At 63.8% G+C, this 25946-nt stretch carries 20 protein-coding genes, 4 tRNA genes and 5 pseudogenes; 26 read left to right on the forward strand and 3 right to left on the reverse strand.

What is annotated here, in order from left to right; all coding sequences use genetic code 11:
* Positions 1-28: 28 nt before the first annotated feature.
* From acpP to nagZ, 17 genes and pseudogenes are all read left to right on the forward strand, one after another.
* A pseudogene (gene acpP, locus OR16_RS13955) lies at positions 29-214 on the forward strand (acyl carrier protein); the annotation flags it as partial.
* A 199-nt stretch (positions 215-413) separates the two neighbouring features.
* Positions 414-1536 (forward strand): annotated as a pseudogene (gene fabF, locus OR16_RS13960) (beta-ketoacyl-ACP synthase II).
* A gap of 64 nt (positions 1537-1600) precedes the next feature.
* Complete coding sequence (locus tag OR16_RS13965) at positions 1601-2056, forward strand: hypothetical protein (protein WP_006158603.1); 456 nt, start codon at positions 1601-1603, stop codon at positions 2054-2056.
* A gap of 129 nt (positions 2057-2185) precedes the next feature.
* Positions 2186-2785 carry an RNA polymerase sigma factor RpoE gene (gene rpoE / locus OR16_RS13970; RefSeq protein ID WP_006158605.1) on the forward strand — a complete coding sequence of 200 codons (600 nt, stop codon included), beginning with the start codon at positions 2186-2188 and terminating at the stop codon, positions 2783-2785.
* Between the two features lie 134 nt (positions 2786-2919).
* Positions 2920-3549 carry a sigma-E factor negative regulatory protein gene (locus tag OR16_RS13975; protein WP_043419672.1) on the forward strand — a complete coding sequence of 210 codons (630 nt, stop codon included), beginning with the start codon at positions 2920-2922 and terminating at the stop codon, positions 3547-3549.
* Positions 3550-3557: 8 nt separating this feature from the next.
* Positions 3558-4631: a MucB/RseB C-terminal domain-containing protein gene (locus tag OR16_RS13980; protein WP_043419712.1), complete on the forward strand. Its 1074-nt coding sequence runs from the start codon at positions 3558-3560 to the stop codon at positions 4629-4631.
* A 113-nt stretch (positions 4632-4744) separates the two neighbouring features.
* Positions 4745-6152, forward strand: a pseudogene (locus OR16_RS13985) (DegQ family serine endoprotease); the annotation flags it as partial.
* Entirely contained in the window at positions 6127-6444 is a 318-nt protein-coding gene (locus OR16_RS41245) for a glutaredoxin family protein (RefSeq protein WP_081488773.1), read from the forward strand. The pseudogene OR16_RS13985 and the gene OR16_RS41245, both read left to right, overlap by 26 nt.
* A gap of 240 nt (positions 6445-6684) precedes the next feature.
* Positions 6685-8478 carry a translation elongation factor 4 gene (gene lepA, locus OR16_RS13990; protein WP_006158609.1) on the forward strand — a complete coding sequence of 598 codons (1794 nt, stop codon included), beginning with the start codon at positions 6685-6687 and terminating at the stop codon, positions 8476-8478.
* Between the two features lie 87 nt (positions 8479-8565).
* Positions 8566-9465, forward strand: coding sequence for a signal peptidase I (gene lepB, locus OR16_RS13995; RefSeq protein ID WP_006158610.1), 900 nt, complete (start codon positions 8566-8568; stop codon positions 9463-9465).
* Between the two features lie 51 nt (positions 9466-9516).
* Positions 9517-9975 carry a DUF4845 domain-containing protein gene (locus OR16_RS14000; protein WP_337459838.1) on the forward strand — a complete coding sequence of 153 codons (459 nt, stop codon included), beginning with the start codon at positions 9517-9519 and terminating at the stop codon, positions 9973-9975.
* A 1-nt stretch (position 9976) separates the two neighbouring features.
* Complete coding sequence (gene rnc, locus OR16_RS14005; RefSeq protein WP_006158612.1) at positions 9977-10747, forward strand: ribonuclease III; 771 nt, start codon at positions 9977-9979, stop codon at positions 10745-10747.
* Positions 10744-11679 carry a GTPase Era gene (gene era / locus OR16_RS14010; protein ID WP_006158613.1) on the forward strand — a complete coding sequence of 312 codons (936 nt, stop codon included), beginning with the start codon at positions 10744-10746 and terminating at the stop codon, positions 11677-11679. The genes rnc and era overlap by 4 nt, the downstream gene beginning before the upstream one ends.
* Positions 11672-12595: a DNA repair protein RecO gene (gene recO, locus OR16_RS14015; RefSeq protein ID WP_006158614.1), complete on the forward strand. Its 924-nt coding sequence runs from the start codon at positions 11672-11674 to the stop codon at positions 12593-12595. Before era ends, recO begins: the two co-directional genes overlap by 8 nt.
* Complete coding sequence (gene pdxJ / locus OR16_RS14020) at positions 12489-13217, forward strand: pyridoxine 5'-phosphate synthase (RefSeq protein WP_006158615.1); 729 nt, start codon at positions 12489-12491, stop codon at positions 13215-13217. Before recO ends, pdxJ begins: the two co-directional genes overlap by 107 nt.
* Complete coding sequence (gene acpS / locus OR16_RS14025) at positions 13214-13663, forward strand: holo-ACP synthase (RefSeq protein ID WP_006158616.1); 450 nt, start codon at positions 13214-13216, stop codon at positions 13661-13663. Before pdxJ ends, acpS begins: the two co-directional genes overlap by 4 nt.
* Positions 13660-14484, forward strand: a complete 825-nt coding sequence (gene nagZ / locus OR16_RS14030) for a beta-N-acetylhexosaminidase (RefSeq protein WP_006158617.1) — start codon at positions 13660-13662, stop codon at positions 14482-14484. The genes acpS and nagZ overlap by 4 nt, the downstream gene beginning before the upstream one ends.
* 108 nt (positions 14485-14592) lie before the next feature.
* Here the strand turns inward: nagZ and efp are convergent, their stop codons facing one another.
* Complete coding sequence (gene efp, locus OR16_RS14035) at positions 14593-15153, reverse strand: elongation factor P (protein ID WP_006158618.1); 561 nt, start codon at positions 15151-15153, stop codon at positions 14593-14595.
* 5 nt (positions 15154-15158) lie between these two features.
* Positions 15159-16424: an elongation factor P maturation arginine rhamnosyltransferase EarP gene (gene earP, locus OR16_RS14040; RefSeq protein ID WP_006158619.1), complete on the reverse strand. Its 1266-nt coding sequence runs from the start codon at positions 16422-16424 to the stop codon at positions 15159-15161.
* A 112-nt stretch (positions 16425-16536) separates the two neighbouring features.
* Here earP and OR16_RS14045 point away from each other — a divergent pair.
* The 7 genes and pseudogenes from OR16_RS14045 to ybaL all read left to right on the forward strand — a co-directional run bounded on the left by OR16_RS14045 (position 16537) and on the right by ybaL (position 23369).
* Positions 16537-18535: pseudogene (locus tag OR16_RS14045) on the forward strand (GIY-YIG nuclease family protein).
* Between the two features lie 102 nt (positions 18536-18637).
* Positions 18638-19240 carry a CDP-diacylglycerol--glycerol-3-phosphate 3-phosphatidyltransferase gene (pgsA, locus tag OR16_RS14050; RefSeq protein WP_006158620.1) on the forward strand — a complete coding sequence of 201 codons (603 nt, stop codon included), beginning with the start codon at positions 18638-18640 and terminating at the stop codon, positions 19238-19240.
* 168 nt (positions 19241-19408) lie between these two features.
* Positions 19409-19484 (forward strand) — tRNA-Gly (locus OR16_RS14055).
* A 69-nt stretch (positions 19485-19553) separates the two neighbouring features.
* Positions 19554-19629 (forward strand) — tRNA-Gly (locus OR16_RS14060).
* A gap of 105 nt (positions 19630-19734) precedes the next feature.
* Positions 19735-19808: transfer RNA gene (locus OR16_RS14065), tRNA-Cys, on the forward strand.
* A gap of 412 nt (positions 19809-20220) precedes the next feature.
* Positions 20221-21766 (forward strand): annotated as a pseudogene (locus OR16_RS14070) (methyl-accepting chemotaxis protein).
* Between the two features lie 382 nt (positions 21767-22148).
* Positions 22149-23369: a YbaL family putative K(+) efflux transporter gene (gene ybaL / locus OR16_RS14075; RefSeq protein ID WP_006158623.1), complete on the forward strand. Its 1221-nt coding sequence runs from the start codon at positions 22149-22151 to the stop codon at positions 23367-23369.
* A 28-nt stretch (positions 23370-23397) separates the two neighbouring features.
* On the opposite strand, the gene OR16_RS14080 is transcribed toward ybaL, so the two are convergent.
* On the reverse strand, positions 23398-24303 hold the full coding sequence (locus OR16_RS14080; protein WP_006158624.1) for a LysR family transcriptional regulator: 906 nt from the start codon (positions 24301-24303) through the stop codon (positions 23398-23400).
* 124 nt (positions 24304-24427) lie between these two features.
* Here OR16_RS14080 and OR16_RS14085 point away from each other — a divergent pair, with 124 nt between their 5' ends.
* Both OR16_RS14085 and OR16_RS14090 read left to right on the forward strand, forming a co-directional pair.
* The gene (locus OR16_RS14085; protein ID WP_043419677.1) at positions 24428-25531 is read left to right on the forward strand and encodes a YeiH family protein; all 1104 of its coding nucleotides are present in this window, start codon (positions 24428-24430) and stop codon (positions 25529-25531) included.
* Between the two features lie 240 nt (positions 25532-25771).
* A tRNA-Leu gene (locus OR16_RS14090) sits at positions 25772-25856 on the forward strand.
* Positions 25857-25946 lie beyond the last annotated feature (90 nt).

Raw genomic sequence — 25946 nt, forward strand, 5'->3', positions numbered from 1 at the left:
CTTCCCTGGAGGGCTACATGGACAATAGGCCGAGGCAGACATCAAGACCGAATCCTCGTTCGTGAACGACCTGGGCGCTGACTCGCTCGACACGGTTGAACTGGTGATGGCGTTGGAAGATGAATTCGGCATGGAAATTCCTGATGAGGAAGCCGAGAAGATCACGACCGTGCAACAGGCAATCGATTACGCCACTGCACACGTCAAGGCCTAAGCCTGTCGTATCTGAATTCCGAGCCACAGAAGGCAGGCGCGTGGGCCCATGGGTCCGTCGCGCTGTTTTCTGTGGCTTTCGTCTGTTCGAAGAAGCACAATTGGATGCGTTGCGCCGGTGTCGGTGCAGCCAGGTGCAGGCCATTGGCCGGCATCGATTCCCAATCCGGTTTTGCTTCACGTACCCGTAGGAAATCATAGTGAGCCGTCGTCGCGTCGTCGTCACTGGGCTTGGCCTTGTGTCTCCGGTCGGAAACACGGTTGCCGAAGGCTGGGCCAACCTGGTTGCCGGCAAGTCTGGCATTGCCACCGTTACTAAATTCGATCATTCCGCGCTCTCCGTGCACTTCGCTGGCGAGGTCAAGGGGTTCAACGCCGAGGATTACATCCCGGCCAAGGAAGCCCGCCATATGGATACGTTTATCCACTATGGCATCGCAGCGGGTTCGCAGGCGCTCAAGGACAGCGGCTACGAAGTGACCGAAGCCAATGCGGATCGCATTGGCGTGCTGGTCGGATCGGGCATCGGCGGCCTGCCGATGATCGAAGATACCCACGCGGAGCTGACCAATCGCGGTCCGCGCCGGATCTCCCGACAGTATTGGCCTGGCGGCTCGCCTGATCCAGGCGGGAGATGCCGACGTGATGCTGGCCGGTGGCGCCGAATCCACCGTCTCGCCGCTGGGCATCGGCGGTTTCGCCGCCGCGCGCGCGCTGTCGACCCGCAACGATGACCCCGCTGCCGCCTCCCGTCCCTGGGACAAGGATCGCGATGGCTTCGTGCTGGGCGAAGGCGCCGGCGTGGTCATGCTGGAGGAGTACGAGTCGGCCAAGGCTCGCGGTGCCAGGATCTATGCGGAGCTGATTGGCTTCGGCATGAGTGGCGACGCGTACCACATGACCGCGCCCAATATGGACGGCCCCCGCCGCTGCATGGCCAACGCCCTTCGGGACGCTGGCATCAATGCGGACGAAGTTGGCTACCTGAATGCGCACGGCACCTCGACTCCGCTTGGCGACAAGAACGAGACCGAGGCGATCAAGCTGGCCTTTGGCGATCACGCCTACAAGCTGGCGGTCAACTCGACCAAGTCGATGACCGGCCACTTGCTGGGCGGCGCAGGCGGGCTTGAGTCGGTCTTCACCGTGCTGGCGTTGCATCACCAGGTGTCGCCGCCGACCATCAACATCTTCAACCAGGATCCCGAGTGCGACCTGGACTACGTGGCCAATACGGCACGTGACCTGAAGATCGACGTGGCGGTGAAAAACAACTTCGGCTTCGGCGGCACTAACGGCACGCTTGTCTTCCGCCGCGCCTGAACCCGGCGGCCGCCGGGTGGCTTCCCCTTTGCGTCCGGTCAGGGCCCATCCCTTGCGGTGGGCCTTGGCGCTGTTCCTGGCCTGCGAGTTGGCAACGTTCGCGTTGCTGGCTCGGCAAGGAGTGCAGGAACTGGGGCGCTCGGCACAAGGCTGGGATTTCACGCAGTGGCTGTTGGCAGGCGGCCTGGCCGGATTGTGCGGCTGGCTGGCCTGGCATTGGCCCGCACTCTGGCGCGGGGCCGCTTGCACCTACGGCGGTTTGGCCCAAGGTCGGGACCGTACCGGCCGGCCGGGCATCCTGGTCGACATGCCGGATGGCCGCCGCGCGATAGCGCGGGTGGAATCCAGCTGGGAGCTGGGCGAGCTCGCGCTCGTGCTGGCCCTGGAGCCCGTGACCGGAAGGCCACCGCGTTTGCTGGTGGTCAATGGTGCATTTGTCGGCGCCAGCGCTTTGCGCGCCCTGCGACGCACCATTCGGGTCGCGCGCCGCGAAGGCCAGGCGGCCGGCGAGGTCGATTGATGCGCGGCCATTTCAGCCATTCTTCACAATATGCGTTGCAACGCACTGACCGTGCGGCCTGCAACGTAGGTAAAATACAACGTTTGTCGTGAAGACGATACCAAGAGATACACTGCAGGTGAAATATTCGTGAGCGAACGCGAAGCCGATCAGCTCCTCGTTGAACGCGTCCAGCAGGGCGATAAGCGGGCCTTTGAATTGCTGGTGGTGAAATACCACCGCAAGATCATCAGGCTCATTTCGCGTTTGGTGCGGGATTCCGCGGAAGTGGAGGATGTGGCACAGGATGCCTTTATCAAGGCGTATCGTGCATTGCCGCAATTTCGTGGCGAGTCGGCCTTCTACACCTGGTTGTACCGGATTGCGGTGAACACGGCGAAGAACTACCTGGCAACCCAGGGACGCCGGCCGGAAGCCTCCAGTGATATCGATGCCGAAGAGGCTGAAACTTTTGCGGACGGTGAGCAACTAAGAGATATCAATACGCCGGAGTCGATGCTCCATACCCGCCAGGTGGCCGAGACGGTCAACCGCGCGATGGAAGCACTGCCCGAGGAATTGCGCACCGCCATCACCCTTCGCGAGATCGAGGGCCTCAGCTATGAGGAGATCGCGGAAGCCATGGGTTGCCCGATCGGTACGGTCCGGTCACGCATCTTCAGGGCGCGCGAGGCGATTGCCGATAAATTGCGCCCGCTGCTGGGAACGGCAGAGGGCAAGCGGTGGTAGCAGGTAGTTACACGTAGTGGTAAGCAGCAAATAAAATGTCGTGCGGCCAGCGTTGCAGCCTATTCCTGCATCGAAGAACGACAAAGCAGTAGACGGGATTGTCGGTTGTTCAATGGTTTTTCTAGGGGTGGGAAATGGGTCAGGCTCATAAGCAGTCGGTTCATGAAGTGGAAGCAGCGGAGCAAATTTCCGTGCTGATGGATGGCGAGCTGGCGCCGCACGAAGTAAACGCAGTGCTGGACCTCGCAAAGAGCGAGGCAGGCATGGCGAGCTGGACCTCTTTTCAATTGATTGGCGATGCCCTGCGTTCGGAAGAATTGACGCATGCCGGCTCGACCGATGATTTTCTTTCCCGCTTTTCGGCTCGTCTGGACAGCGAACCGCATGTGCTGGTGCCTGCCGTCGCCAAAGCGTCGTCGGCCCATCGCCTGCTGTTCAAGCCGTCGTGGATGCGGCGCGTCGTGCCGAGCACGGCAATTGCCGCCGCGGTGGCCGCCGTCAGTTGGGTGGCCGTGCCGCAGCTGCGTGGCGCCGCCGACCTTGGCACGCCGGATGCGGTAGTGGCACGCGTCGAGCAACCCGCAGCGCCCAAGGCTGGCGGTATCGTGACTGTCTCCGCCGACAACGCGCAGATGATCCGCGATCCCCGTCTGGACGAATACCTTCGTGCCCACCGCGTCTCGGTTGCCACCGATGCGGTAGTGCCGACCATGCGCACAGTGGCTAACAGCGCAAACTTCTCTCAGGACAATTCGCAGGAATAATGCCGGACATGCATAAAGGATGGTCGCCCGCCAACGTAGCGGGCGCACACAGAATTGGGGCCCTTCGCAGGTCCTTTTTTCTGGCCTTGTGTCTGACTGCGGCTGCGGCAACTGCGCAGCCGCCGGACAATACGCTGGCCCGTCGCGACGCAACGGCCTGGCTTAACAAGATCCATCGCGCGGCCCAGCGCGAGAATTATGTCGGCACGCTGATTTATCAGCGTGGCAGCGTGATGCATGCATCACGTATCCAGCACTACAGCGATCTCGTCAACAACGAGTACGAACGGCTTGAGACGCTCGACGGCAAGCCGCGCGAGGTGCTGCGCCAGAACGACATCGTCCACAGCCTGATTCCCGAGGCCAAGCTGGTGGTGGTGGAGAAGCAGGAGGCCAAGGATCGCTTCCCGGCGCTGCTGGCCACCAACAAGAGCGACGTGCTTGATATCTACGATATGCGCAAGCTCCCTGGCGAGCGCGTGGCTGGCGTCGAGTGCGAAGTGTTCTCGCTCGAGCCGCATGACGCGGCTCGCTACGCCGTGCGGCTTTGGGCAGAGAAGAATTCCGGCTTGCTGATGCGTGCCCAGACCCTGGGCGAGGGCGGCAAGGTGCTGGAACAGGTTGCCTTTTCGCAGGTCGATATCGGCGTGCCGTCGGAAAAGCAGCGCATTCTCACGGCCATCAAGAACTCTGGCGCCTGGAATCACTACGAAGTGACCAACCATCCGGCCAATATCGCCGACGAAGGTTGGAGCATCGCGGTTCCGGTCAAGGGATTCCTGAAGATCCGCGAGGTTCGCCGTCCGCTGGGAGAGCTGCGCGCGCCGCAGGCCAATCCGCGCGGCAATGTCTTCGAAGTGCTGCAGATCGTCTACAGCGATGGCTTGACCGGCCTGTCGGTTTTCATCGAGCCGGTTTCCGAGCAGCGCGTGCGCCGCGAAGGCGTCGCCTCGCTGGGTGCCACGCAGGTGGTGGTGCGCCGCGTGGCGGACTTCTGGATCACCGTGGTGGGTGAAGTCCCGCCGGCCACAGTGAGGCAGTTTGCCTCGGCGGTAGAATACAAACCACCGAAGGCCCACTAGACCGGATCGCGGCGTCGCCGGAGGTGTGAACAATGCCTCCCGGCGCCCCGCCACTCGGCAACCCTGCTGCCTGTGCTTCCTTCCTCTTTTCGCTGATTTCCCGGGAGTCGACGATGTCACCAAGATCTCCAGCCTTGGCTCGGACCGTGCTCATGGCTGCCATTCTCGCCTTTGCGCCCTTTGTTGCCGAGTTGAGTCACGCGCAGGCCGCCGCGCCTTCCTACAACCTGCCCGATTTCACCGAGCTGGTGGAAAAGGCCGGCCCGGCCGTCGTGAACATCCGCACCACCGAGCGCGTGCGCGCGCGCGGCACGCCAGGGGGGACGGAAGACGACGAAATGGCAGAGTTCTTCCGCCGTTTCTTTGGCGTGCCCATGCCAGGCGCACCCACGCCACCGGGAGCCCCCCGCCGTGGCCAGCCGCCGCAGGGAGAGGAGCAGAGTCGTGGCGTGGGATCGGGTTTCGTCATCAGCCAGGATGGCTATGTGATGACCAATGCCCACGTGGTTGCCGATGCGGAAACCATCTACGTCACGCTGCCCGACAAGCGGGAATTCAAGGCCAAGCTGATTGGATCGGACAAGCGCACCGATGTCGCCTTGCTCAAGGTCGAAGCGACCGGCCTGCCCAAGCTGACGCTTGGCGATTCGGACAAGGTCCGCGCCGGCGAGTGGGTGCTGGCCATTGGTTCTCCTTTTGGCCTCGATAACACCGTGACTGCCGGCATTGTCTCCGCCAAGGGGCGCGATACCGGTGACTACCTGCCGTTCATCCAGACCGATGTGGCGGTCAACCCCGGCAATTCCGGCGGTCCGCTGATCAACCTGCGCGGCGAAGTGATCGGCATCAACTCGCAGATCTACAGCCGCAGCGGCGGCTATATGCATCTCCTTCGCGATCCCGATCGACGAAGCCTTGCGGGTTACCGAGCAGCTCAAGGCGACCGGCAAGGTCACGCGCGGACGCATCGCGGTGGCCATTGGCGACGTGACCAAGGAAGTCGCCGATTCGCTCGGCCTGGGCCGTGCCCGGGGCGCGCTGGTCGGCAGCGTCGAACCGGGCGGTCCTGCCGAGAAGGCTGGTATCGAGGCTGGCGACATCATCCTCAAGTTCAACGGCCGCGACATCGAGAAGGCGTCCGACCTGCCGCGCATGGTCGGCGACATCAAGCCGGGCACGCGCGTTCCGCTGCAACTCTGGCGCAAGGGCGCGACGCGCGAGGTATCCATCACCGTGGCTGAGCTCGACGCGGATGCCAAGGTGAAAACCCGCGGCGGCAACGGCCAGCGCGACGAAAGCAGCCCGCCGGCGGCCAAGCCTAATGCACTTGGCCTGATCGTCAACGAGATCCCCGACGGAAAGCTCAAAGAGCTCAAGATCAAGTCAGGGGTCGAGGTCGAGCAATCGGATGGGCCAGCGTTGCGTGCCGGCATTCGCCCGGGCGACATCATCCTGCGGCTGGGCGACAGCGATGTGACCAGCCCGAAGCAGTTCAATGAGCTGGTCAAGGCGCTCGACAAGGCCATATGGCAGGAGCTACTGCCATCTGTGCGAGGACATGAAAATCGCGCTGGAGCCGCTCCGGCGCGATTTTTCCTTTGTCCTGCACGAGGTGGACGTGGATGCCGACCCGGCGGCCGTTGCCCGTTTCGACGAGCTGGTTCCCGTGCTGATGGCCGGCTCCCCGGACGGCCCGGACGGGGAGCTGTGCCATTACTTTCTTGATGAAAAGCGGGTGAGGGCGTGGCTGGCCGCACATGTGGGGCCGCTGACGGCCGGACGGGCGGGCAATGGGACGGCGGATGGCGCATAAGTGCGCCCGGCGAAGCCCGCTTTGGCCGCGGGGCTAGCGCCGTGGCCCATTTCGCAATACGGAAGTCCTTGAAAATACGGTAAAATCGCACTTTGGCGCAAAGTCTGCGTCACCAACCTGCGGCCGGGATCGGCGCGCGCCCCGCAGGGCGCCAGTTCCAGGTCGTTCATAATTGCTGCGCCGCCCGGCGTGCCCACGCGGGCACTTCGTGGCCAGAATCGGCGCACCCCTGAGCATCAGATGGACCATATCCGCAATTTCTCGATCATCGCCCACATCGACCACGGTAAATCGACCCTGGCCGACCGCATCATCCAACTCTGCGGAGGCCTGTCCGATCGCGAGATGGAGGCGCAGGTGCTTGACTCGATGGACATCGAGAAGGAGCGCGGCATCACCATCAAGGCGCAGACCGCGGCGCTGAGCTACAAGGCGCGCGACGGCAAGATCTACAACCTCAACCTCATCGACACACCGGGACACGTCGACTTCAGCTATGAAGTCAGCCGCTCGCTGTCCGCCTGCGAAGGCGCGCTGCTGGTGGTCGATGCCTCGCAGGGCGTGGAAGCGCAGACCGTCGCAAACTGCTACACCGCGATCGAGCTGGGCGTGGAAGTGGTGCCGGTATTGAACAAGATCGACCTGCCGTCGGCCGATCCCGAAAACGCGATCCGCGAGATCGAGGAAGTGATCGGCATCGACGCGCATGACGCGACGCGTTGCTCGGCCAAGACCGGCCTTGGCGTGGAGGACGTCATCGAGGCGATGATCGCCCGCGTGCCGCCGCCCAAGGGCGACCCCGCTGCCCCGTTGCAGGCCCTGATCATCGACTCGTGGTTCGACAACTACGTGGGCGTGGTGATGCTGGTGCGCGTGGTCAACGGCACCCTCAAGCCCAAGGACAAGGTCCTGCTGATGGCCACCGGCTCGCAGCACCTGGTCGAGCAGGTCGGCGTGTTCTCGCCCAAGTCGCTGCCGCGTGAGTCGTTGCAGGCAGGGCAGGTGGGCTTCGTGATCGCCGGCATCAAGGAACTGAAGGCCGCCAAGGTGGGCGACACCATCACCACCATGACGCGTAAGGCGGCCGAGCCGCTGCCGGGCTTCAAGGAAGTCAAGCCGCAGGTGTTCGCCGGCCTGTACCCGGTGGAAGCCAACCAGTACGAAGCGCTGCGCGAATCGCTGGAAAAGCTCAAGCTCAACGACGCATCGCTCCAGTACGAGCCCGAGGTGTCGCAGGCGCTTGGCTTCGGTTTTCGCTGCGGCTTCCTTGGCCTGCTGCACATGGAAATCGTGCAGGAACGCCTGGAGCGCGAATTCGACATGGACCTCATCACCACCGCGCCGACGGTGGTGTACGAGGTCGACATGCGCGACAAGACCAAGCTGATCGTGGAGAACCCGGCCAAGATGCCGGACCCGAGCCGCATCGAGAACATCCTCGAGCCGATCGTCACGGTCAACCTGTACATGCCGCAGGCTTACGTCGGTTCGGTGATCACGCTGTGCACGCAGAAGCGCGGCACGCAGATCAACATGAGCTACCACGGCAAGCAGGTGCAGCTCACGTATGAGATTCCGATGGCGGAAATCGTCATGGACTTCTTCGACCGGCTGAAGTCCGTGTCGCGCGGCTATGCCTCGATGGACTATGAGTTCAAGGAGTATCGCGCCGCCGACGTGGTCAAGGTGGACATCCTGATCAACGGCGACAAGGTCGATGCGTTGTCCGTGATCGTGCACCGCTCCAACTCGCAGTACCGTGGCCGCGAAGTCGTATCGAAGATGCGCGAGATCATCCCGCGCCAGATGTATGACGTAGCCATCCAGGCCACCATTGGCGTCAACATCATCGCACGCGAGAACGTTAAGGCGCTGCGCAAGAACGTGCTCGCCAAATGCTATGGCGGCGATATCTCGCGTAAGAAGAAGCTGTTGGAAAAGCAGAAGGCGGGCAAGAAGCGCATGAAGCAGGTGGGTTCGGTCGAGATTCCCCAGGAGGCCTTCCTCGCGATCCTGCAGGTGGGCGACAAGTAAGCCGGCTGGGCCGTACCGGCGCCGCCGGCCGGCTCCTGGCAGTGGTTGACGCGGACTCTAACAAAACAACACGAAGATCTAGCCGACATGAATTTTGCACTGATCCTTTTTGTGCTGGTGGTCATTACGGGCATTGCCTGGGTGGCCGACAAACTGGTGTTCGAGAAGCAGCGGCGGCTTTCCGCCCAGTCCGCGCTGGCGGAATTCGACGCGCGCAAGGTCGATCTCCAGGGACGCTACGGCGTCGGTGAGATCGACACGTCGCGTAGCCGCCTGGCCGAGGAAAAGCTGCGCCAACCGTGGTGGCTGGAGTATTCGGCAAGCTTCTTCCCGGTCATCCTGGCTGTGTTCGTGCTGCGCTCCTTCGTGGTGGAGCCGTTCAAGATTCCGTCCGGCTCGATGATCCCGACGCTGCTGATCGGCGACTTCATCCTGGTCAACAAGTACGATTACGGCATCAGGCTGCCGGTGGTGAACAAGAAGATCCTCTCGGTCGGCGACCCGAAGCGCGGTGACGTGATGGTGTTCCGCTACCCGAAGGACCAGTCCCTCGACTACATCAAGCGTGTGATCGGCGTGCCGGGCGATGTGGTGAGCTACCAGAACAAGCGCCTGACCATCAACGGCAAGGCCGCGGACTACAGCACGCTGCCCGACTACCTGGATGAAGAGCGCCTCTCGTATTCGAAGCACTTCCGCGAGAAGCTGCCCGACGGTCCGGAGCACGGTATCCTCAACGACGCCGACCGGCCGCCTTTTGTCTCCGGCGCGGATCCCGATTTTCCGTTCCGCGAAAACTGCACTTACAATCAGCAAGGGCTGACCTGCAAGGTGCCGCAAGGTCACTATTTTGTGATGGGCGACAACCGCGACAACAGCCTGGATTCACGTTATTGGGGCTTCGTGCCCGATCAGAATATTGTCGGCAGGGCATTCCTGATCTGGATGAACCTCGGCAATATCGGACGCGTGGGGGCGTTCAAGTAAGCCTTCTGCGGTGCGTATAAATCACTCCAGTCAAGCGAGGGAAAGCGCAACATGGGTCAAAAGGGTCAAGCTGGTCAAGCTGGTCAAACGGAACAAGCTAAACAAGCGGAACAACTGAATCGGGACGTTGGTTCAGGCAGAGGCAGGGCGCGTCTGGCGGGGCGGTACAAGGCGCGCGGATTCTCCCTCGGCAGCTTGCTGATCGTCATCTTGATCGTCGGGGGCATCGTGATCCCGGCGGTCAGGGCGATTCCAAGCCTGCTGGAGTATTTCTCGGTCAAGCGCGCCATCAGTTATGCCAAGCAACAGGCATCCAACAGGCGCGAAGTGGCCGATTATTTCAACAAGCAAGCACAGATTGACCGTATCACCGCTGTACGCAGCGATGATCTGGATATTCACGAAGACGACAATGGCACGATCCGCTCGGTGGGCTTTTCCTACCGTAACGAGGTGCCGTTATACGGCCCTCTGAGCCTTATCATCACCTATTCGGGAACGCAGTACTGACATGAACCTCGATGCCTTGCAGCAACGCCTCGGCTACCGCTTCAGCAAGCCAGAATTGCTGCAGCAGGCGCTGACGCACCGCAGTCACAGTGCCTTGCACAACGAACGCCTGGAATTCCTGGGCGATTCGGTGCTGAACTGCGCCGTGGCCGATATGCTGTACGGCATGTTCAGCAAGCTCGACGAAGGTGATCTCTCGCGCGTGCGCGCCAACCTGGTCAAGCAGCAGGCGCTGTACGAAATTGCCCAGATGCTGCAGTTGTCCGAGGCGCTGCGCCTGGGCGAGGGTGAACTGAAAAGCGGCGGTTTCCGCCGCCCGTCGATCCTTGCCGATGCGCTGGAAGCCATCGTCGGCGCCGTCTTCCTCGACGCGGGCTTCGACGGCGCGCGCACGCTGATCCGCAAGCTCTATATTCCCATCCTCGAGCAAGTCGATCCGCGCACGCTGGGCAAGGATGCCAAAACGCTGTTGCAGGAGTACCTGCAAGGCCACAAGATCGCCCTGCCGCAATATAACGTGATCGCCACCCATGGCGCCGCGCATAACCAGCAGTTTGAAGTCGAGTGCACCGTGCCTAAACTGGAAGTGCGGGTGTTCGGCACCGGCGCGTCGCGCCGGGCGGCCGAACAAGCCGCCGCCAAGCTGGCGCTCGACGAGGTGCAAAAGCTCGTGCCCCAGTTGCTCAAGCGCAGCCGGGCCGAGCGCACCGGCAAGACGCGCAAGCAACCGGTGCCACCCGATCCCCAGTTGTCTCTCAGGTTGAAGGAATGACCGAATCTACCGATCCGCAGCAAGACGCCGCGGGTAACCCTACCGCAGCGTTTCGCTGCGGCACCGTGGCCATTGTCGGGCGTCCCAACGTCGGCAAGTCCACCCTGATGAATGCGTTGGTTGGCCAGAAGGTCAGCATCACCTCCCGCAAGGCGCAGACCACGCGCCACCGCATCGTCGGCATCCAGACCACCGAGGATGCCCAGTTCGTCTTCGTCGATACCCCGGGTTTCCAGACGCGCCATGCCAGCGCGTTGAACCGCTCGCTGAACCGCGCCGTCACCTCGACCCTGTCGTCGGTGGACCTGGTGCTGTTCGTGGTCGAGGCCGGCTATTACGGCGCCGACGACGAGAAAGTGCTGTCGCTGCTGCCGAAGAAAGTGCCGGTGCTGCTGGTCACCAACAAGCTGGACCGCCTTGGCGCGGACCGGGCCGAGGTGATGATGCCCTTCCTGGAAAAGATGGGCCACCAGTTCCAGTTCGCGGAAGTGGTGCCGATGTCAGCCAAGACGCACGATCACATCGAGCGCCTGCTCGCCATCATCCGGCCTTACCTGCCGGAAGGGGAGCCGATGTATGACGCCGACTCGATGACCGATCGCAGCGAGCGCTTCATGGCCTCGGAGATCATCCGCGAGAAGGTGTTCCGCTGGACCGGCGACGAGTTGCCGTACACCAGCACGGTCATCATCGAGAAGTTCGAGACCGAAGGCCGGTTGCGGCGCATCTTTGCCACCATCCTGGTCGAGCGCGACGGACACAAGGCCATGATCATCGGCAACAAGGGCGCCAAGCTCAAGACCATCTCCACGGAGGCCCGCATCGACATGGAGAAGCTGTTCGACGGCAAGGTCTACCTGGAGATGTTCATCAAGGTAAAGAGCGGCTGGGCCGACAACGAAGCTGGATTGCGCGCCTACGGCTATGAGTGAGAGAGCGGGCGGGCCTGCCCTGAAGGCCCGCCGCATTGATCCGGTGGTGGAAGAAGCTGCCGAACTGCTGGACAGCCACGCCGTGCCTGGCATGGCAGTGGCGGAGCAACGCGCGATGATGGATCGCGCGTTGCGCATTGTGCCGGCGCGCACGGAGCTGCGCGTGGCCAACCAGCCCGGCTTTGTGCTGCACGCCTGGCCGTACCGCGAAACCAGCCTGATCCTGGACGTGTTCACGCGTGACCACGGCCGCGTGGCCATGGTGGCCAAGGGCGCCAAGCGTCCGCATTCGGCGCTGCGCCCGGTGCTCCAGCATTTCCAGCCAATCTCCCTGTCATGGAGCGGCCGCGGCGAGGTCAAGACGCTGACGCGCGCGGAATGGGTCGGCGGCATGCTGCCGCTGGCCAGCGACGCCTTGCTCTCGGGCTTCTACCTCAACGAGTTGCTGCTGCGCTTTTGCGCCCGCGAAGACGCCCACGTTACCCTGTTCCGCCAGTACATGGCCACGCTGACCCGGCTCTCGCATGGCGAGCCTGCCGGCCTGGTGCTGCGCGGCTTCGAGCGCGTGCTGCTGCAGGAGACTGGCTTTGCGGTCGCCTTCGATGAGTGCGCCAATTCGGGCGAGACGGTCGAGCCGGCGCTGGACTACGTCTACCAACCCGAGCGAGGCGTGCGCCGGGCACAGGCCAGCGATCCTTCATCCTGGCCGGTGATTTCCGGGCAGACGCTGCTCGACATGTCGCAGGACGACTATAGTGATCTTCCACGCGCATCCCGGCGTCATCGACCTTGGCGTCAATATCGACCACGTGGCCACGCTGCGCAATGCGCGCGGCACGGTCTATCCCGATCCGATCCAGGCAGCGCTGCAGGCCGAGCAGGCCGGCGCCGACCTGATCACGCTGCACCTGCGTGAAGACCGCCGCCACATCCGCGACGCCGACGTGCAAGCGCTGCGGCCCCTGTTGGCAACGCGCATGAACCTGGAGTGCGCGATCACGCAGGAAATGCTCGACATCGCCTGCGGGATTCGTCCCCAGGATGTCTGCCTGGTGCCCGAGCGGCGCGAGGAAGTCACCACTGAAGGCGGCCTGGACGTAGCCGGCCGCTTCGAGCAGGTCAAGGCCGCCTGCCGCCAGTTGGCCGATGCAGGCATCCGCGTCTCGCTGTTCATCGATGCGCAGGCAGAGCAGATCGAAGCCGCCGCCGCTTGCGGTGCGCCGGTGGTGGAGCTGCACACCGGGCGCTACGCCGATGCGCATTCGCCTGAGGAGCAGGCCACCGAGCTGCGCCGAGTCGCCGAAGGCGTCGATGCCGGCGTGCGGCTTGGCCTGGTGGTCAACGCCGGCCACGGCCTGCACTACACCAATGTGCAGCCGGTTGCCGCGCTGCATGGCATCAAGGAATTGAATATCGGCCACGCCATCGTTGCGCATGCGGTCTTTGTCGGCTGGCAGAACGCCGTGCGCGAGATGAAGGCCATCATGGTGGCCGCGCGTCTGGGCACCACTTATCCGCGCCCGGACGCCGCAGCGTGATCTACGGCATCGGCACCGACATCATCCAGATCGATCGCGTGCAGGGCGTGATGGAGCGCACGCGCGGCCGTTTTGCCGAGAAGGTGCTCGGCCCGCAGGAACTCCAGAAATACCACGCCCGCAAGGCCCGCTCCGAAAAGCGCGGGCTAGCCTTCCTGGCCACGCGTTTCGCCGCCAAGGAGGCCTTTTCCAAAGCGATCGGCCTGGGTATGCGCTGGCCGATGACTTGGCGCGCAATGGAACTGCTGAACCTGCCCTCGGGCGAGCCGTATCCGCATTGCCACGGCGAGCTCGATGCCTGGTTGCGCGAACGCGGCCTGGTGGTACGGGTCAGTGTCAGCGACGAACACGATTACGCGATCGCTTTTGCGATCGCCGAGCCGGGTGGTGCTGGCGTCAGCGCCAGCCTGCCGCTCGCCTCCCAGCCTAGTGAAGACTCCAAATGATCAAGAAGATTTCCGGCAAACGGCCGGGCCCGGTCGTACTCGACGTCAAAGGCAAGCAACTCGATGCGGACGATGTCCGCCGCATCTCCCACCCGCTGACCGGCGGCGTGATCCTGTTTGCGCGCAACTTCGAGTCGCGCGCGCAACTGCAGGCACTGACGCATGAGATCCGTGCCGTGCGCGACGACGTCCTGATCTGCATCGATCACGAAGGCGGGCGGGTGCAGCGCGCCAAGACCGATGGCTTCACGCACCTGCCGGCCATGGCCCGGCTCGGCGCGTTGTGGGACCAGGATGTGCTCGCGGCGACCAAGGCGGCCATGGCTTGCGGCTATGTGCTCGCGGCCGAGTTGCGCGCCTGCGATATCGATCTGAGCTTCACCCCGGTGCTCGACCTGGATTACGGACTCAGCGCCGTGATCGGCGACCGCGCCTTCCACGCCGACCCGCGCGTGGTGACCATGCTCGCCAACCACCTGACCCACGGCCTGCTGCTGGCCGGCATGGCCAATTGCGGCAAGCACTTTCCGGGACACGGCTTCGTGGCCGCGGATTCGCATGTGGCCGTGCCGGTGGACGAGCGTGGCCTCGACGAAATCCTCTCGCAGGATGCGCGCCCGTACGAGTGGATGGGCATGGCGCTGTCTTCTGTGATGCCGGCGCACGTGATCTACCCGAAGGTGGACCCACACCCGGCCGGCTTCTCCCGCATCCGCCAGCTGTTCGGACGCCGCAAGCCGCTGGACTGGAACAAGCTGATGCAGGAGGCCGAGTACGCCGCCGCCATGCGCGTGCTCAAGAGCCACGGCCTGATTGCCTGACACGGCATTCGCCGAACGCCGGCACGCAGCTGGGAAAAGAAAGGGCAGCCGAAGCTGCCCTTTTTCGTTGCGCCATCCACGATGCGGATGGCGGCGAACAAACTGCGCTTAGTTGGCGCGGCTGCGGTATTCGCCGGTGCGGGTGTCGATTTCGATCTTGTCGCCGATGCTGCAGAACAGCGGCACTTGCAGCTCGAAGCCGGTGTTGATCTTGGCGCCCTTGAGCACCTTGCCCGACGAGGTGTCGCCCTTGACGGCCGGTTCGGTGTAGGTGATTTCGCGGACCAGCGTGGTCGGCATGTCCACCGAGATGGCCTTGTCGTTGTAGAACACCACTTCGACGGTCATGCCGTCTTCGAGGTAGTTCAGCGATTCACCCATGCTGTCCTGCTCGACTTCGTACTGGTTGAAGTCGGTGTCCATGAACACGTACATCGGATCGGCGAAGTACGAGTAAGTGCATTCGCGGCGTTCCAGCATCACGACTTCAAACTTGTCGTCAGCCTTGAAGACGGATTCACCCGGGGCTTCCGTCAGCAGGTTCTTGTACTTCATCTTGACCACGGCGGAGTTGCGGCCCGACTTGTTGTACTCAGCCTTCTGCACGACCATCGGGTCGGTACCGATCATGAATACGTTGCCGACGCGGAGTTCTTGTGCGGTTTTCATCTGAACTATTTCCTGAAAAAGTATGTCTCGGAATTCGGTATGGCGAAGGCGCTCTGCCGACTCTGCCGACACACTGCGCAGTTTTCACAGAAGGCCACGAGATTTGCCGCCAGGTCACCCAGGTGCTGCAGGCTGCGCTGCCACTGTTCGGTAATGGCGCCAAGCACGGGCAGATGGGCGCGCAGGCGCGGCCAGTCAGGTGCTTCTTCGTCCTTGTTCCAGCTGTGCCAGAAGCTGGAAAGTGCATTGGCAACCTCAATCTGACCGCTGCGCTCCAGCCGCTGCAGGAACAAGGCCAGGAAGGCATCGAGCTTGACCATGTGTGCCGCGTCGGCCTGAGGGTAGATATGCCAGACAAAGGGCCGGCCGGCCCAACGCCCCCCCAACAAACAATCCTCGCCGCGCACGAAGTTGAGGTCGCACAGCCACAGCAGTTCATCGTAATGCTCCTGGCGCACAAAGGGCACTACCTGCACGACCAGGTTGCCGCGTGCGAAGACGCTGCCCGGGGCGCAACCGGCCGCCCCGAACCATTCGCTTGCCTGTAGCGCCGCCAGGCCGGCCGGGACCAGGCACTGGACGGGTTCCGGACCATTCTGCCATTGTGCGAGCAACGCCGGCAGCGCGGGGTTGGGATAGGCGAACAGGCTGACTTTCAGTGCGCCGTCGACGGGCTGGAAGCCAAGGCGGTGCCAGAGCGCTGCCCGGGCCGCAGGGCTGGTGCGCAGGTGCTCGCGCTGCATGCCCAGCATGGCCTCGCGCAGCAGGCCGCCCGTGCCGGGCTCGAAGCCAGGGAAGAAGAAGTGCTTGACCAGCGGCAGGCGCGGGTGGGGCGAGGCCATGCCGTGGTGCTCCCTGACCCAGGGCTCGGCGCTCATGTATTCGAGATTGATCCAGGCCGGCCTGGGCTCGCATGCGGCCATGGCGGCGAGGAATGTCTCCGGCAGGTCGCAGCCGAAGGATTCGATCACTGCATCGTGCGGGGTGACCCCAGCGAAGCGCGCGGCGCTGGCCTGCGCGCTTTCCTGGTCCGGGCGCTGCCACGGGCGAATCGTCACGCCGGCAAGCGCTTGCTCCGGTGCGGCAGTGTCGAGCCCTGGCGCGAGGCGCGCGAAGCTGGCTAGGTCGTCCACCCACAGGCGCACGGCGTGGCCGTGTTCCTGGGCCAACTGGCGTGCCAGCCGCCAGCACACGCCAATATCGCCATAGTTGTCGATGACGGTGCAAAAGATGTCCCACGAGCGGATGGCGCGATCGGGCTGAGTTGGCATGGTGGCGTGATTCGGCAAGGATTTGCTCTAAACTTGCGATTTTAGAGCTAGTTGCGCCGTGGCCCTGCCGGTCATGCGCGCCACGTGCCATCCCACGGTCAATTTGCTACCGATGTCCCAGCAGGAACCCGAAACCCACGATCAGGGCGCGTCCGCGCCTGCCCAGCCGGACGGGCTGCCCGAGCAGCCCACCGAGGCGTCCTTGGCGGCCCCGTGCGCCGCATCTCCCGAAGCGGTGCCGGAAGCGCCGTTCGACGCCAAGGCCGTGATCGCGCAATTGCCCGGCCTGCCCGGGGTCTACCGCTACTTCGATGCCCAGGGCAATGTCCTTTACGTGGGCAAGGCGCGCGACCTGAAAAAGCGCGTCTCCAGCTACTTCAGCAAGACACTGCTGTCGCCGCGCATTGCCATGATGGTGGCCAAGATCGTGCGCATCGATACCACGGTGGTGCGCACCGAGGCCGAGGCGCTGCTGTTGGAGAACAACCTGATCAAGGCGCTGGCGCCGCGCTACAACATCCTGTTCCGCGACGACAAGTCGTATCCGTTCGTCAAGCTGACCGGCCATCGTTTCCCGCGCATGGCCTACTACCGCGGCGCCACCGATCGCAAGCACCAGTACTTCGGGCCGTTCCCGAGCGCGCACGCGGTGCGCGAAAGCATGCAGATCCTGCAGCGCGTGTTCCAACTGCGCACCTGCGAGGACACGGTCTTCGCCAACCGCACGCGGCCGTGCCTGCTGCATCAGATCCACCGCTGTACCGGGCCTTGCGTGGGCGCCATCAGCGAGGCGGACTATGCGCGCGACGTCGGTAACGCGGCGCGCTTCCTGCAAGGCCGTCAGAGCGAGGTGCTCGAAGGCCTGCAGGCGAAGATGGAGGAGCACGCCGGGAGGCTGGAGTTCGAGCAGGCGGCGGCGGTGCGCGACCAGATCGGTGCGGGGCCGCGCGTGTGTCAACCTGGCGATGGTGCGCGGCGGCCGGCATCTTGGCGACAAGGCCTACTTCCCGGCGCATGTCGAGGAAGGCGCGATGATTGTCGAGCACCAGGACGAGGATGCCGGTGCCAGCGCGGTGATCGAGCCGGTCGAGCCGGGCGAGGCCGGTGTCGAGGGCGCGGCAGTGCTCGGCGGCCCGGCCGGCATACCGGTCGAGCGGATTGCCGCCGAGGTATTGTCCGCCTTCATGGCGCAGCACTATCTGGAGCAGGCCGTGCCGCCGATCCTGGTGGTGAGCCACATGCCGCCGGACAAGGCCTTGCTGGAGGCGCTGTCGCTGCAGGCCGGGCGCAAGGTCACGCTGGTGCGCCAGCCGCAGGGGCAGCGCCGGTCCTGGCTGGAGATGGCGCAGAAGGGTGCTGAACTGGCATTGTCGCGCCGCCTGGCGGAGCAGGGTAGCCAGCAGGCCCGCACGCGGGCGCTGGCCGATACGATCGGCATCGACATGGAAGACCTGGCATTGCTGCGGGTCGAGTGCTTCGACATCAGCCACACGGCTGGCGAAGCCACGCAAGCGTCCTGCGTGGTCTTCCACCATCACGAGATGCAGAACGCGGAATACCGCCGCTACAACATCCAGGACATCACGCCCGGCGACGACTACGCCGCCATGCGCCAGGTGCTGACTCGCCGTTACCAGAAGCTGGTAGAGATGCTGGAGCAGGCGCAGGAACCCGGCATCGAGGGCGGCGAGGCGGGGGCGCCCAGTGCGTCCAGTGCGCAGGCGCTGGTCCCGAGTGTGGTGCTGATCGATGGTGGAAAGGGCCAGGTGGAGGTCGCGCGCCAGGTGTTCGAGGAGCTTGGCCTCGATATCGGGCCCGATGGCCGTCCCTCGCTGGAGCTGGGGCAGGGCAGTGCGGCGCTGATGCTGGTGGCCCAGATCCGCGACGAGGCGCACCGCTTCGCCATCACCGGCATGCGCGCGCGCCGAGCCAAGGTGCGCAACACCTCGCGGCTAGAGGAGATCGAGGGCGTCGGTGCCCGGCGCCGGCAGAAGCTGCTCACGCGCTTTGGCGGCCTGCGCGGGGTGGTCGCGGCCAGCATCGACGAACTGGCCAGCGTCGATGGCATCTCGCATGCGCTGGCCGAGGAAATCTATCGGCAGTTGCATTGAAGCATTCAAATCCGAGGCCCATGTGGCAGGAAATGCTCGGCCCCGGTTGAAATAGGCGACAATCCCGAAGTCCCCATCGCTGTTGCCTCGTTCCGAGCCCCCATGCCGCTGAATATACCGATCCTGCTGACCTGGCTCCGTGTTGCCATGATTCCCCTCGTGGTGGGCGTGTACTACCTGCCCGAAGCATGGTTGCCGATGCATGCCAAAAACATGACGGCAGCCGGTTTCTTCATCGTGGCCGCGGTCACCGACTGGCTGGATGGCTTCCTGGCCAGGCGCTGGAACCAGACGTCTTCCTTCGGCGCGTTCCTCGATCCGGTGGCGGACAAGCTGATGGTGGCGGCCGCGCTGCTGTCGCTGCTAGCGCTGGGCCGGGTGGCCGACCTGATCGCGCTTGTCATTATTGGCCGGGAGATCACCATCTCTGCGCTGCGTGAGTGGATGGCGCAGATCGGGGCGTCCAAGAGCGTCGCGGTGAATTTCCTCGGCAAGCTCAAGACCACCTTCCAGATGATTGCGATCCCGTTGCTGCTCTTCAACGATAGCCTGTTCGGCATCGTCGATGCTTCGGTGCTGGGCGCATGGATGATCTATGTGGCCGCGGTGCTGACCCTGTGGTCGATGTTCTATTACATGAAGCTGGCGTGGCCACAGATTCGCGAGCGCAGTGGCCTGAGTGGCGAGGCCACCGCACAAAAGTGATGACCCAATGAAAAATATGCTTGACGACCACGGCGCCGATTTGCAATAATCCTGTTCTCGCTTCTGACGAAACAAACCGAACGAAGCGAAATGCAGCAAGAACGTAGCGTGAAGTGAGCGGTATCGGCACGGAAGCTTACGTTTCAAGTAAGAAGTTAGCAGGATCCTGCGGGAGTAGCTCAGTTGGTAGAGCGCAACCTTGCCAAGGTTGAGGTCGCGAGTTCGAGCCTCGTCTCCCGCTCCAGGTTTCGGTTAAATGTGGATTCCACGGTGTTTGTCGTGTGATTCCAGATTGGCACGCAGAGTAGTAAATGCGGGAGTAGCTCAGTTGGTAGAGCGCAACCTTGCCAAGGTTGAGGTCGCGAGTTCGAGCCTCGTCTCCCGCTCCAATCCCAAAGGGAAGCACCGCTTCCCTTTTTGTTTGTGATGGTAGAGCGCAAGCGCGGCCCCGGCAGGGTCGGGCGAATGCGGCTACAATCCAGCAGCCGTCACCCGGCGGGGTGGCAGAGTGGTCATGCAGCGGCCTGCAAAGCCGTGTACGCCGGTTCGATTCCGACCCCCGCCTCCAAGATAGTCAAGCACAGAGCGCTACCCTCACCGGTGGCGCTTTTTGCTTTCTGGTGATCCGATCGCGGCGCCATCCGTTCCAGCGATTTCAATTTCCCCCCCCCAACTTCCCCTCAAGTTTCCGCCAGGCCGCACGTCCCGGCTCCTGTTTTTTCGCTTATCCTCGTCGATTTTTAGGACTAGTCCTAATATCGTCGCTTATTTTTGCCTTCTTTCCTGATTTCACTTCAGCTATCCCGGCAACTGCCGTAAAGGCGGAGGTAAGGGCTGTCCAAAAGACGGCTCGCCCGATATCGAGATTGTTGCAAGCGCGCTTCGAAAGCAGATTGCCTGGCCCCGTTGCCAACGGCCGTCAATTCATCGTCCACCATTCCTGGAATCGGTGTCGCCCTCGTGCGCGCCGACTATGCGCCATGAACATCACGCAACGCCTCCTAGCTACCTTATCGCTGGCCCTGCTTGCCCTGCTTGCCGTCGGAGTCGGCGGCCTCTGGCAACTGCGCGAGTCGCAGGAGCGCTTTACCTACTTCAATGACAACACGCTCACCAGCGTTCGCACGCTGAGCGACCTGCGGGATACCGTCAGCACCATGCGCGTGTCGCTCTATCGCTATGCCTTGTCGCCGGAGGCGAGCAGCCGCTCGGAGGCCGTGCAGGATCTGGCGAAGGCGGACGAGGTCTTTGACAGCACGGTCGCAACCTACGAGCGCACCGATCTGTCCGACGAGACCGACCGCCAGCTGCTGGAGGCGGACCGCGCCGCGGCGAGGCAATATCGCGCGGAGCGGGGGCGCTTCCTGGAGCGCTTCGCCGCCAACGACGATGAAGGCGCGCGGGGCATGCTGGTCGGGGGCTCGCTCTTTGTCGCGGCCTCGGCGCTGCGCACTGCCATCGACAAGCACGTGGCGTACAACGCGGGGCTGGGCGAACAGGTGGTGGCGAGCAACGGCAAGGCGTACGGACTGGCCCTGAAGGTCTTCTCGGCGGTCATTGCCTGCGCTTTCCTGGTCGCCGGTGCACTTGGCTATTCGCTCTACCGCCGCATCCACAACAGCCTGGCCGAGATCGAGCAGACCTTGCGCTATGTGAGCGAGTCGCTCGACCTCGATCGCCGCGCTTCGGTGCGCCATGAGGATGAGATCGGGCGCACGGCGGTTGCCTTCAACCAGTTGATCGAGCGCGTGGCATTGGCACTGCGTGAAGTCCGCTTGTCAACCGATTCGGTGAGTACGGCTGCCCACCAGATTGCGGCGGGCAACGCAGATCTGTCCACGCGTACCGAGCAGCAGGCGGCATCGCTGGAGCAGTCCGCCGCCAGCATGGAAGAGTTGACCGTGACCGTGCGCCAGAACGCCGACAATGCGGCGCCAGGCCAGCGGCCTGGCGGACAATGCCGCCGAGGTGGCGGAGCAGGGCGGCGCGGCCGTGCAGCAGATGGTGGAAACCATGGGTGCAATCAGCACCAATTCCACTCGCATTGCTGAAATCACCACGCTGATCGAAGGCATCGCCTTCCAGACCAATATCCTCGCGCTCAATGCGGCGGTCGAAGCGGCGCGTGCCGGCGAGCAGGGCCGCGGCTTCGCGGTCGTGGCCGGCGAAGTACGCAGCCTGGCCCAGCGCTCGTCCAGTGCGGCAAAGGAAATCAAGGATCTGATCGACACCTCGGTGAACACGGTTCGGCAAGGCTCGGCGCAAGCCGAGGATGCCGGCAGGACCATGAGCGAGATTCGCCAGGCCGTGCGGCGCGTGTCGGACATCATCGGGGAGATTGCCGCGGCCTCGCGCGAGCAGAGCACCGGGATCGAGCAGGTCAACCAGGCCGTCGGACAGATGGACCAGGCCACGCAACAGAATGCGGCTTTGGTGGAGCAGGCGGCAGCGGCCGCGCAGTCGCTCGAGGAGCAGTCCCACAAGCTGCGCGATACGGTCGCGACTTTCCATGTCGCCGGGCGATAGCGCGTCAGCGGGATGGGGCGGCAGCCCCGGCGGGCTTTTGCAGTGATTGGGGGTACTTCCCGCCGCGATTCCACGCTTTGTCATTGTGGTGATCGTGTTACATTGCACGTTGCAGTCTTCACGGGGCGTTCAGGGGATATCCGACCTGAACAGCGTGCCATCGCCGTCCGCATGGACCTATGCCACGTTGTTCGCCTCCGGGCTGCTGTAAGACTCCCGTTTCCGTTTCCCTCAATCAGTGCGCTACCTCCCGGACTGTGCCCGGCGTTCGACGCCGCAACGCAGCCCAGGGGTCGCCTTGTGGTCCCCGCCGTATGGCCGCCGGGGCGGGCGGGTCATCCAGTCACCGCCGCCATGGCCAAGCACGAGGAACCCAGAACGCATGCATCACGCTACCCCGCTTATCAGCACCATCGTCGGCGGTCTCGTCCTGGCGTTCATATTGGGCGCGCTGGCCAATCGGCTAAAGCTCCCGCCGCTGATCGGGTACTTGTGCGCGGGCATCGTGGTCGGCCCGTATACGCCGGGCTACACCGCGGACCAGGCGCTGGCGCCGGAACTGGCTGAGCTTGGCGTGATTCTGCTGATGTTTGGGGTTGGCTTGCATTTCTCGCTCAAGGACCTGATGGCGGTGAAAACGATCGCCATTCCGGGCGCTGTGGTGCAGATCGCCATTGCCACCGTGCTTGGGATGGGCGCGGCCTGGGGCTTTGGCTGGGAGTGGGGGCCGGGCCTGGTCTTCGGGTTGGCCCTTTCGGTGGCGAGTACCGTGGTACTGCTCAAGGCATTGCAGGAGCGCGGCCTGGTGGAGTCGCCGCAAGGCCGGATCGCGGTGGGCTGGCTGATCGTGGAAGACCTGGCAATGGTGCTGACCCTGGTGCTGTTGCCGGCGCTGGCCGGCCTGCTCACGCCGTCCGGAGGTGCCGCGCCGGACTCAGGTGAAGTCGTGTTCGCCGTGTTCGCTACCTTGGGCAAGGTGGCCGCCTTCGTCGCGGTGATGTTGGTGATCGGCCGTCGCTTTATTCCCTGGATGCTGGAGCGCATCGTCTGGACCGGGAGCCGCGAGCTGTTCCGCCTGGCGGTGCTGGCAACGGCGCTAGGGGTGGCCTTCGGCGCGTACTCGCTGTTCGGCGTGTCGTTTGCACTTGGCGCTTTCTTTGCCGGCATGGTGTTGGCGGAATCGGAGTTCAGTCACCGCGCGGCGGAGGAGTCGCTACCCCTGCGAGACGCGTTCGCGGTGCTGTTCTTTGTTTCGGTCGGCATGCTGTTCAACCCCATGGTGCTGATCAGCGACCCTTGGGGTGTACTGGCCACGCTATTCATCATCGTGGTGGGCAAATCGCTCGCCGCGCTCTGCATCGTGCGGGTATTCGGGCATTCCACCCGTACCGGCATGACCATTGCGGTCAGCCTGGCCCAGATCGGCGAGTTCTCCTTCATTCTCGCGGGCCTTGGCGTCTACCTGGAGATCCTGCCAGAACGGGGCCACGCACTGATCCTGGCTGGCGCGCTGCTGTCCATCGTGCTTAACCCGCTGCTGTTCCATCTGCTCGATCGCTATACCGCCAAGCATGCAGGCGAAGGCGATCCCCAGCCCGCCTGAGCGCCGGCAGGCAGGGGCGGCGGGCCGCTCACGTGCCGGGCGCCGCGGCATCGCGGCGGAGATATTCAGTAAAAGCCAGCAAGCCCTGGGTGGGGTACTTGTCCTGGTGGACCACGAGGTGCAGCGGCCTCACCACGTCGGGCAGGCCCTCGCGCAGCGCCACCAGCGTGCCGTGCCGCAATTCGTCTTCCACCACCTGCAGCGACAGGCAACTCACCCCGTAGCCGCTCATCACGGCACGCTTGATCGCTTCAGAGTTGCCCAGTTCCAGCGCAAAACGCAGCTCGCCCAACAACGGCGCCAGCCTTTGCTCGATGATCTCGCGCGTGCCTGACCCAGGCTCCCGGACCACCCAGTCGGCATCGCGCAGGGCGGTCAGGTCGCCAGGCTGGCTTGCCAGCGGGTGTGACGGGCTGACCACCACGACCATGGTGTCGTCCCGCCAATGGGCGCTGCGCAGGTCGCGCTCGTGGCACGTACCCTCGATCAGCCCGATATCCGCCTCGAAATGCAGCAGCGCCTGCAGGACCTCGCGCGTGTTGCCGATGCGCATGTCAAGCGCGCAGGGCCCGCTCTGCGCATGGCGAAAGCCTGCGAGCAGGCCCGGCAGGATATAGCTGCCGATGGTGTTGCTGGCGGCAATGCGCAGTTGTACCCCGGGCTGCACGGTGAAGCGCTCCAGCTCATGTGCCTGGTCCAGCAGCGACAGCGCGCGCGGGAAAAACAGCCGGCCGGTTTCATTGATGCTGAGGCGACGCGCGACGCGATCGAAGAGGGCGCCGCCCAGTGCGGACTCGAGATCGGCCAGTGCGGCGCTGACCGCCGATTGCGACATGGCCAGCGCATCGGCAGCCGCGACGGTGCTCCCGTGCTGCGCCACCGCGACGAAGACGGAGAGCTGGCGTAAGGTCAGGCGGAGCGGGCGTTGGTTCATATTTGTAAAGCAGGTAATGTATAGCGATATTACCTGTTTTACAGATTTTGGCCCGCTAAGTACGCTTCGGACATACTCAATATGCGCCCCGAAGCCCTCCGGTGTTACGGGCAGGATCCCCGCCATGTCTTCTACTCCCACGACTGCCGCTGCCACGCGCGTTGTCGAACTGCCCTCGTGGCCGACCCGGATCCTGACCTTGGTGCCGCTGGGTTTTATCGCCTGGCTAGCCATGGTGTTCTCGGCGCACCCGGCGGTTTCGCACCTCGGCATGAGCGCCCTGACGCTGGCCATGTTTGCCGGCATGGTGGCGGGCAACACGCTGCCGCAACGCTGGCTCACCCCGCTTGCGCCGGGCATGCTGCTGGCGCGCCAGCAACTGCTGCGCCTCGGTGTGGCGCTGTATGGCCTGCGCCTCACCTTCGGCGCGATCGTGGACCTGGGCCTGGCGGGCGTGCTGGTGCCGCTGGCCATGCTGGTGTCGACCATGTTCCTGGGCGTCTGGATCGGCTCGTCGCTGCTGGGGCTGAGCCGACGGGAGGCCATCCTGGTCAGCGCCGGCAGTGCGGTGTGCGGTGCCGCCGCGGCCATCGCAGTGGCCTCGGTGGTCCGTACCGACGACCGTCAGACGGCCGTAGCCGTGGCCACGGTCGTGTTGTTCGGCACGGCCGGCATGCTGCTCTATCCCTATCTGTATGAGCTGGCCACGCAGCACTGGCACCTGGCCATCAGCGAGCGCGCCTTCGGTATCTATACCGGCGCCACGCTCCACGAAGTGGCCCAGGTCATCGCATCGGGCAAGATGGTCAGCGATGCCACCGCGGACGCGGCCGTGGTGACCAAGATGGTGCGTGTGCTGGCGCTGGGTCCCTTGTTGCTGGTGCTGGCGCTGTGGCCGAAGGCCGGCCTCGGCCTCGAGGATGAGGGCAAATCCGGCAAGGCTGCTGGCGCACGGCCGTGGGGCGCGATCCTGAAAGCGGTGCCATGGTTTGCGGTTGGGTTTGTGGCGGTGATGGCCGTGCATTCCGCGGGCCTTGTGCCCGAGGACTGGAAGCCTGCCTTGCTGGCCTTCGATAACTGGCTGCTTGCTTGCGCGATGCTGGCAATCGGCTTGCACACCCGCATCGGCACCTTGCTGCGCGCCGGGCGCAAGCCCCTGGTGCTGGCCGGCCTGCTGTTTGCATTCCTGGTGTGTGGCGGCGCGCTGTTGTGCGCGGCGGTGGCCTGAGCACGCAAGGCCGGGAGAGGGTGGATGCTGGTGCGGCCGACGGGGGTCGAACCCGTAAGCCCGTAAAGGCGGCAGATTTTAAGTCCAGTACAATCGCAAAGCAACGACACCATGCACAACGTAACACCTTGATTTTATGGGGATATCTTCACGTCGCTTCACGTTCGTGTCGCTCGCTTGTGGTCGGTTGCGATGTGCGTTACGCACCGATTACACAAGCTGCGCTATACTCGCGGCCTCGCCCGGATGACGAAACTGGTAGACGTACCGGACTTAAAATTCGGAGCCGAAAGGCGTGCGGGTTCGACTCCCGCTCCGGGCACCACACCAAAAGCAAACAGCCCTGTCCATCGCGGTGGACAGGGCTTTTGTCTTTCTAGGCGCCGCTGCTCGCTGCGCCCCGCGCTGCCGGCTT

It is taken from the genome of Cupriavidus basilensis OR16 (assembly GCF_000243095.1).
Lineage (GTDB): Bacteria > Pseudomonadota > Gammaproteobacteria > Burkholderiales > Burkholderiaceae > Cupriavidus > Cupriavidus basilensis_D.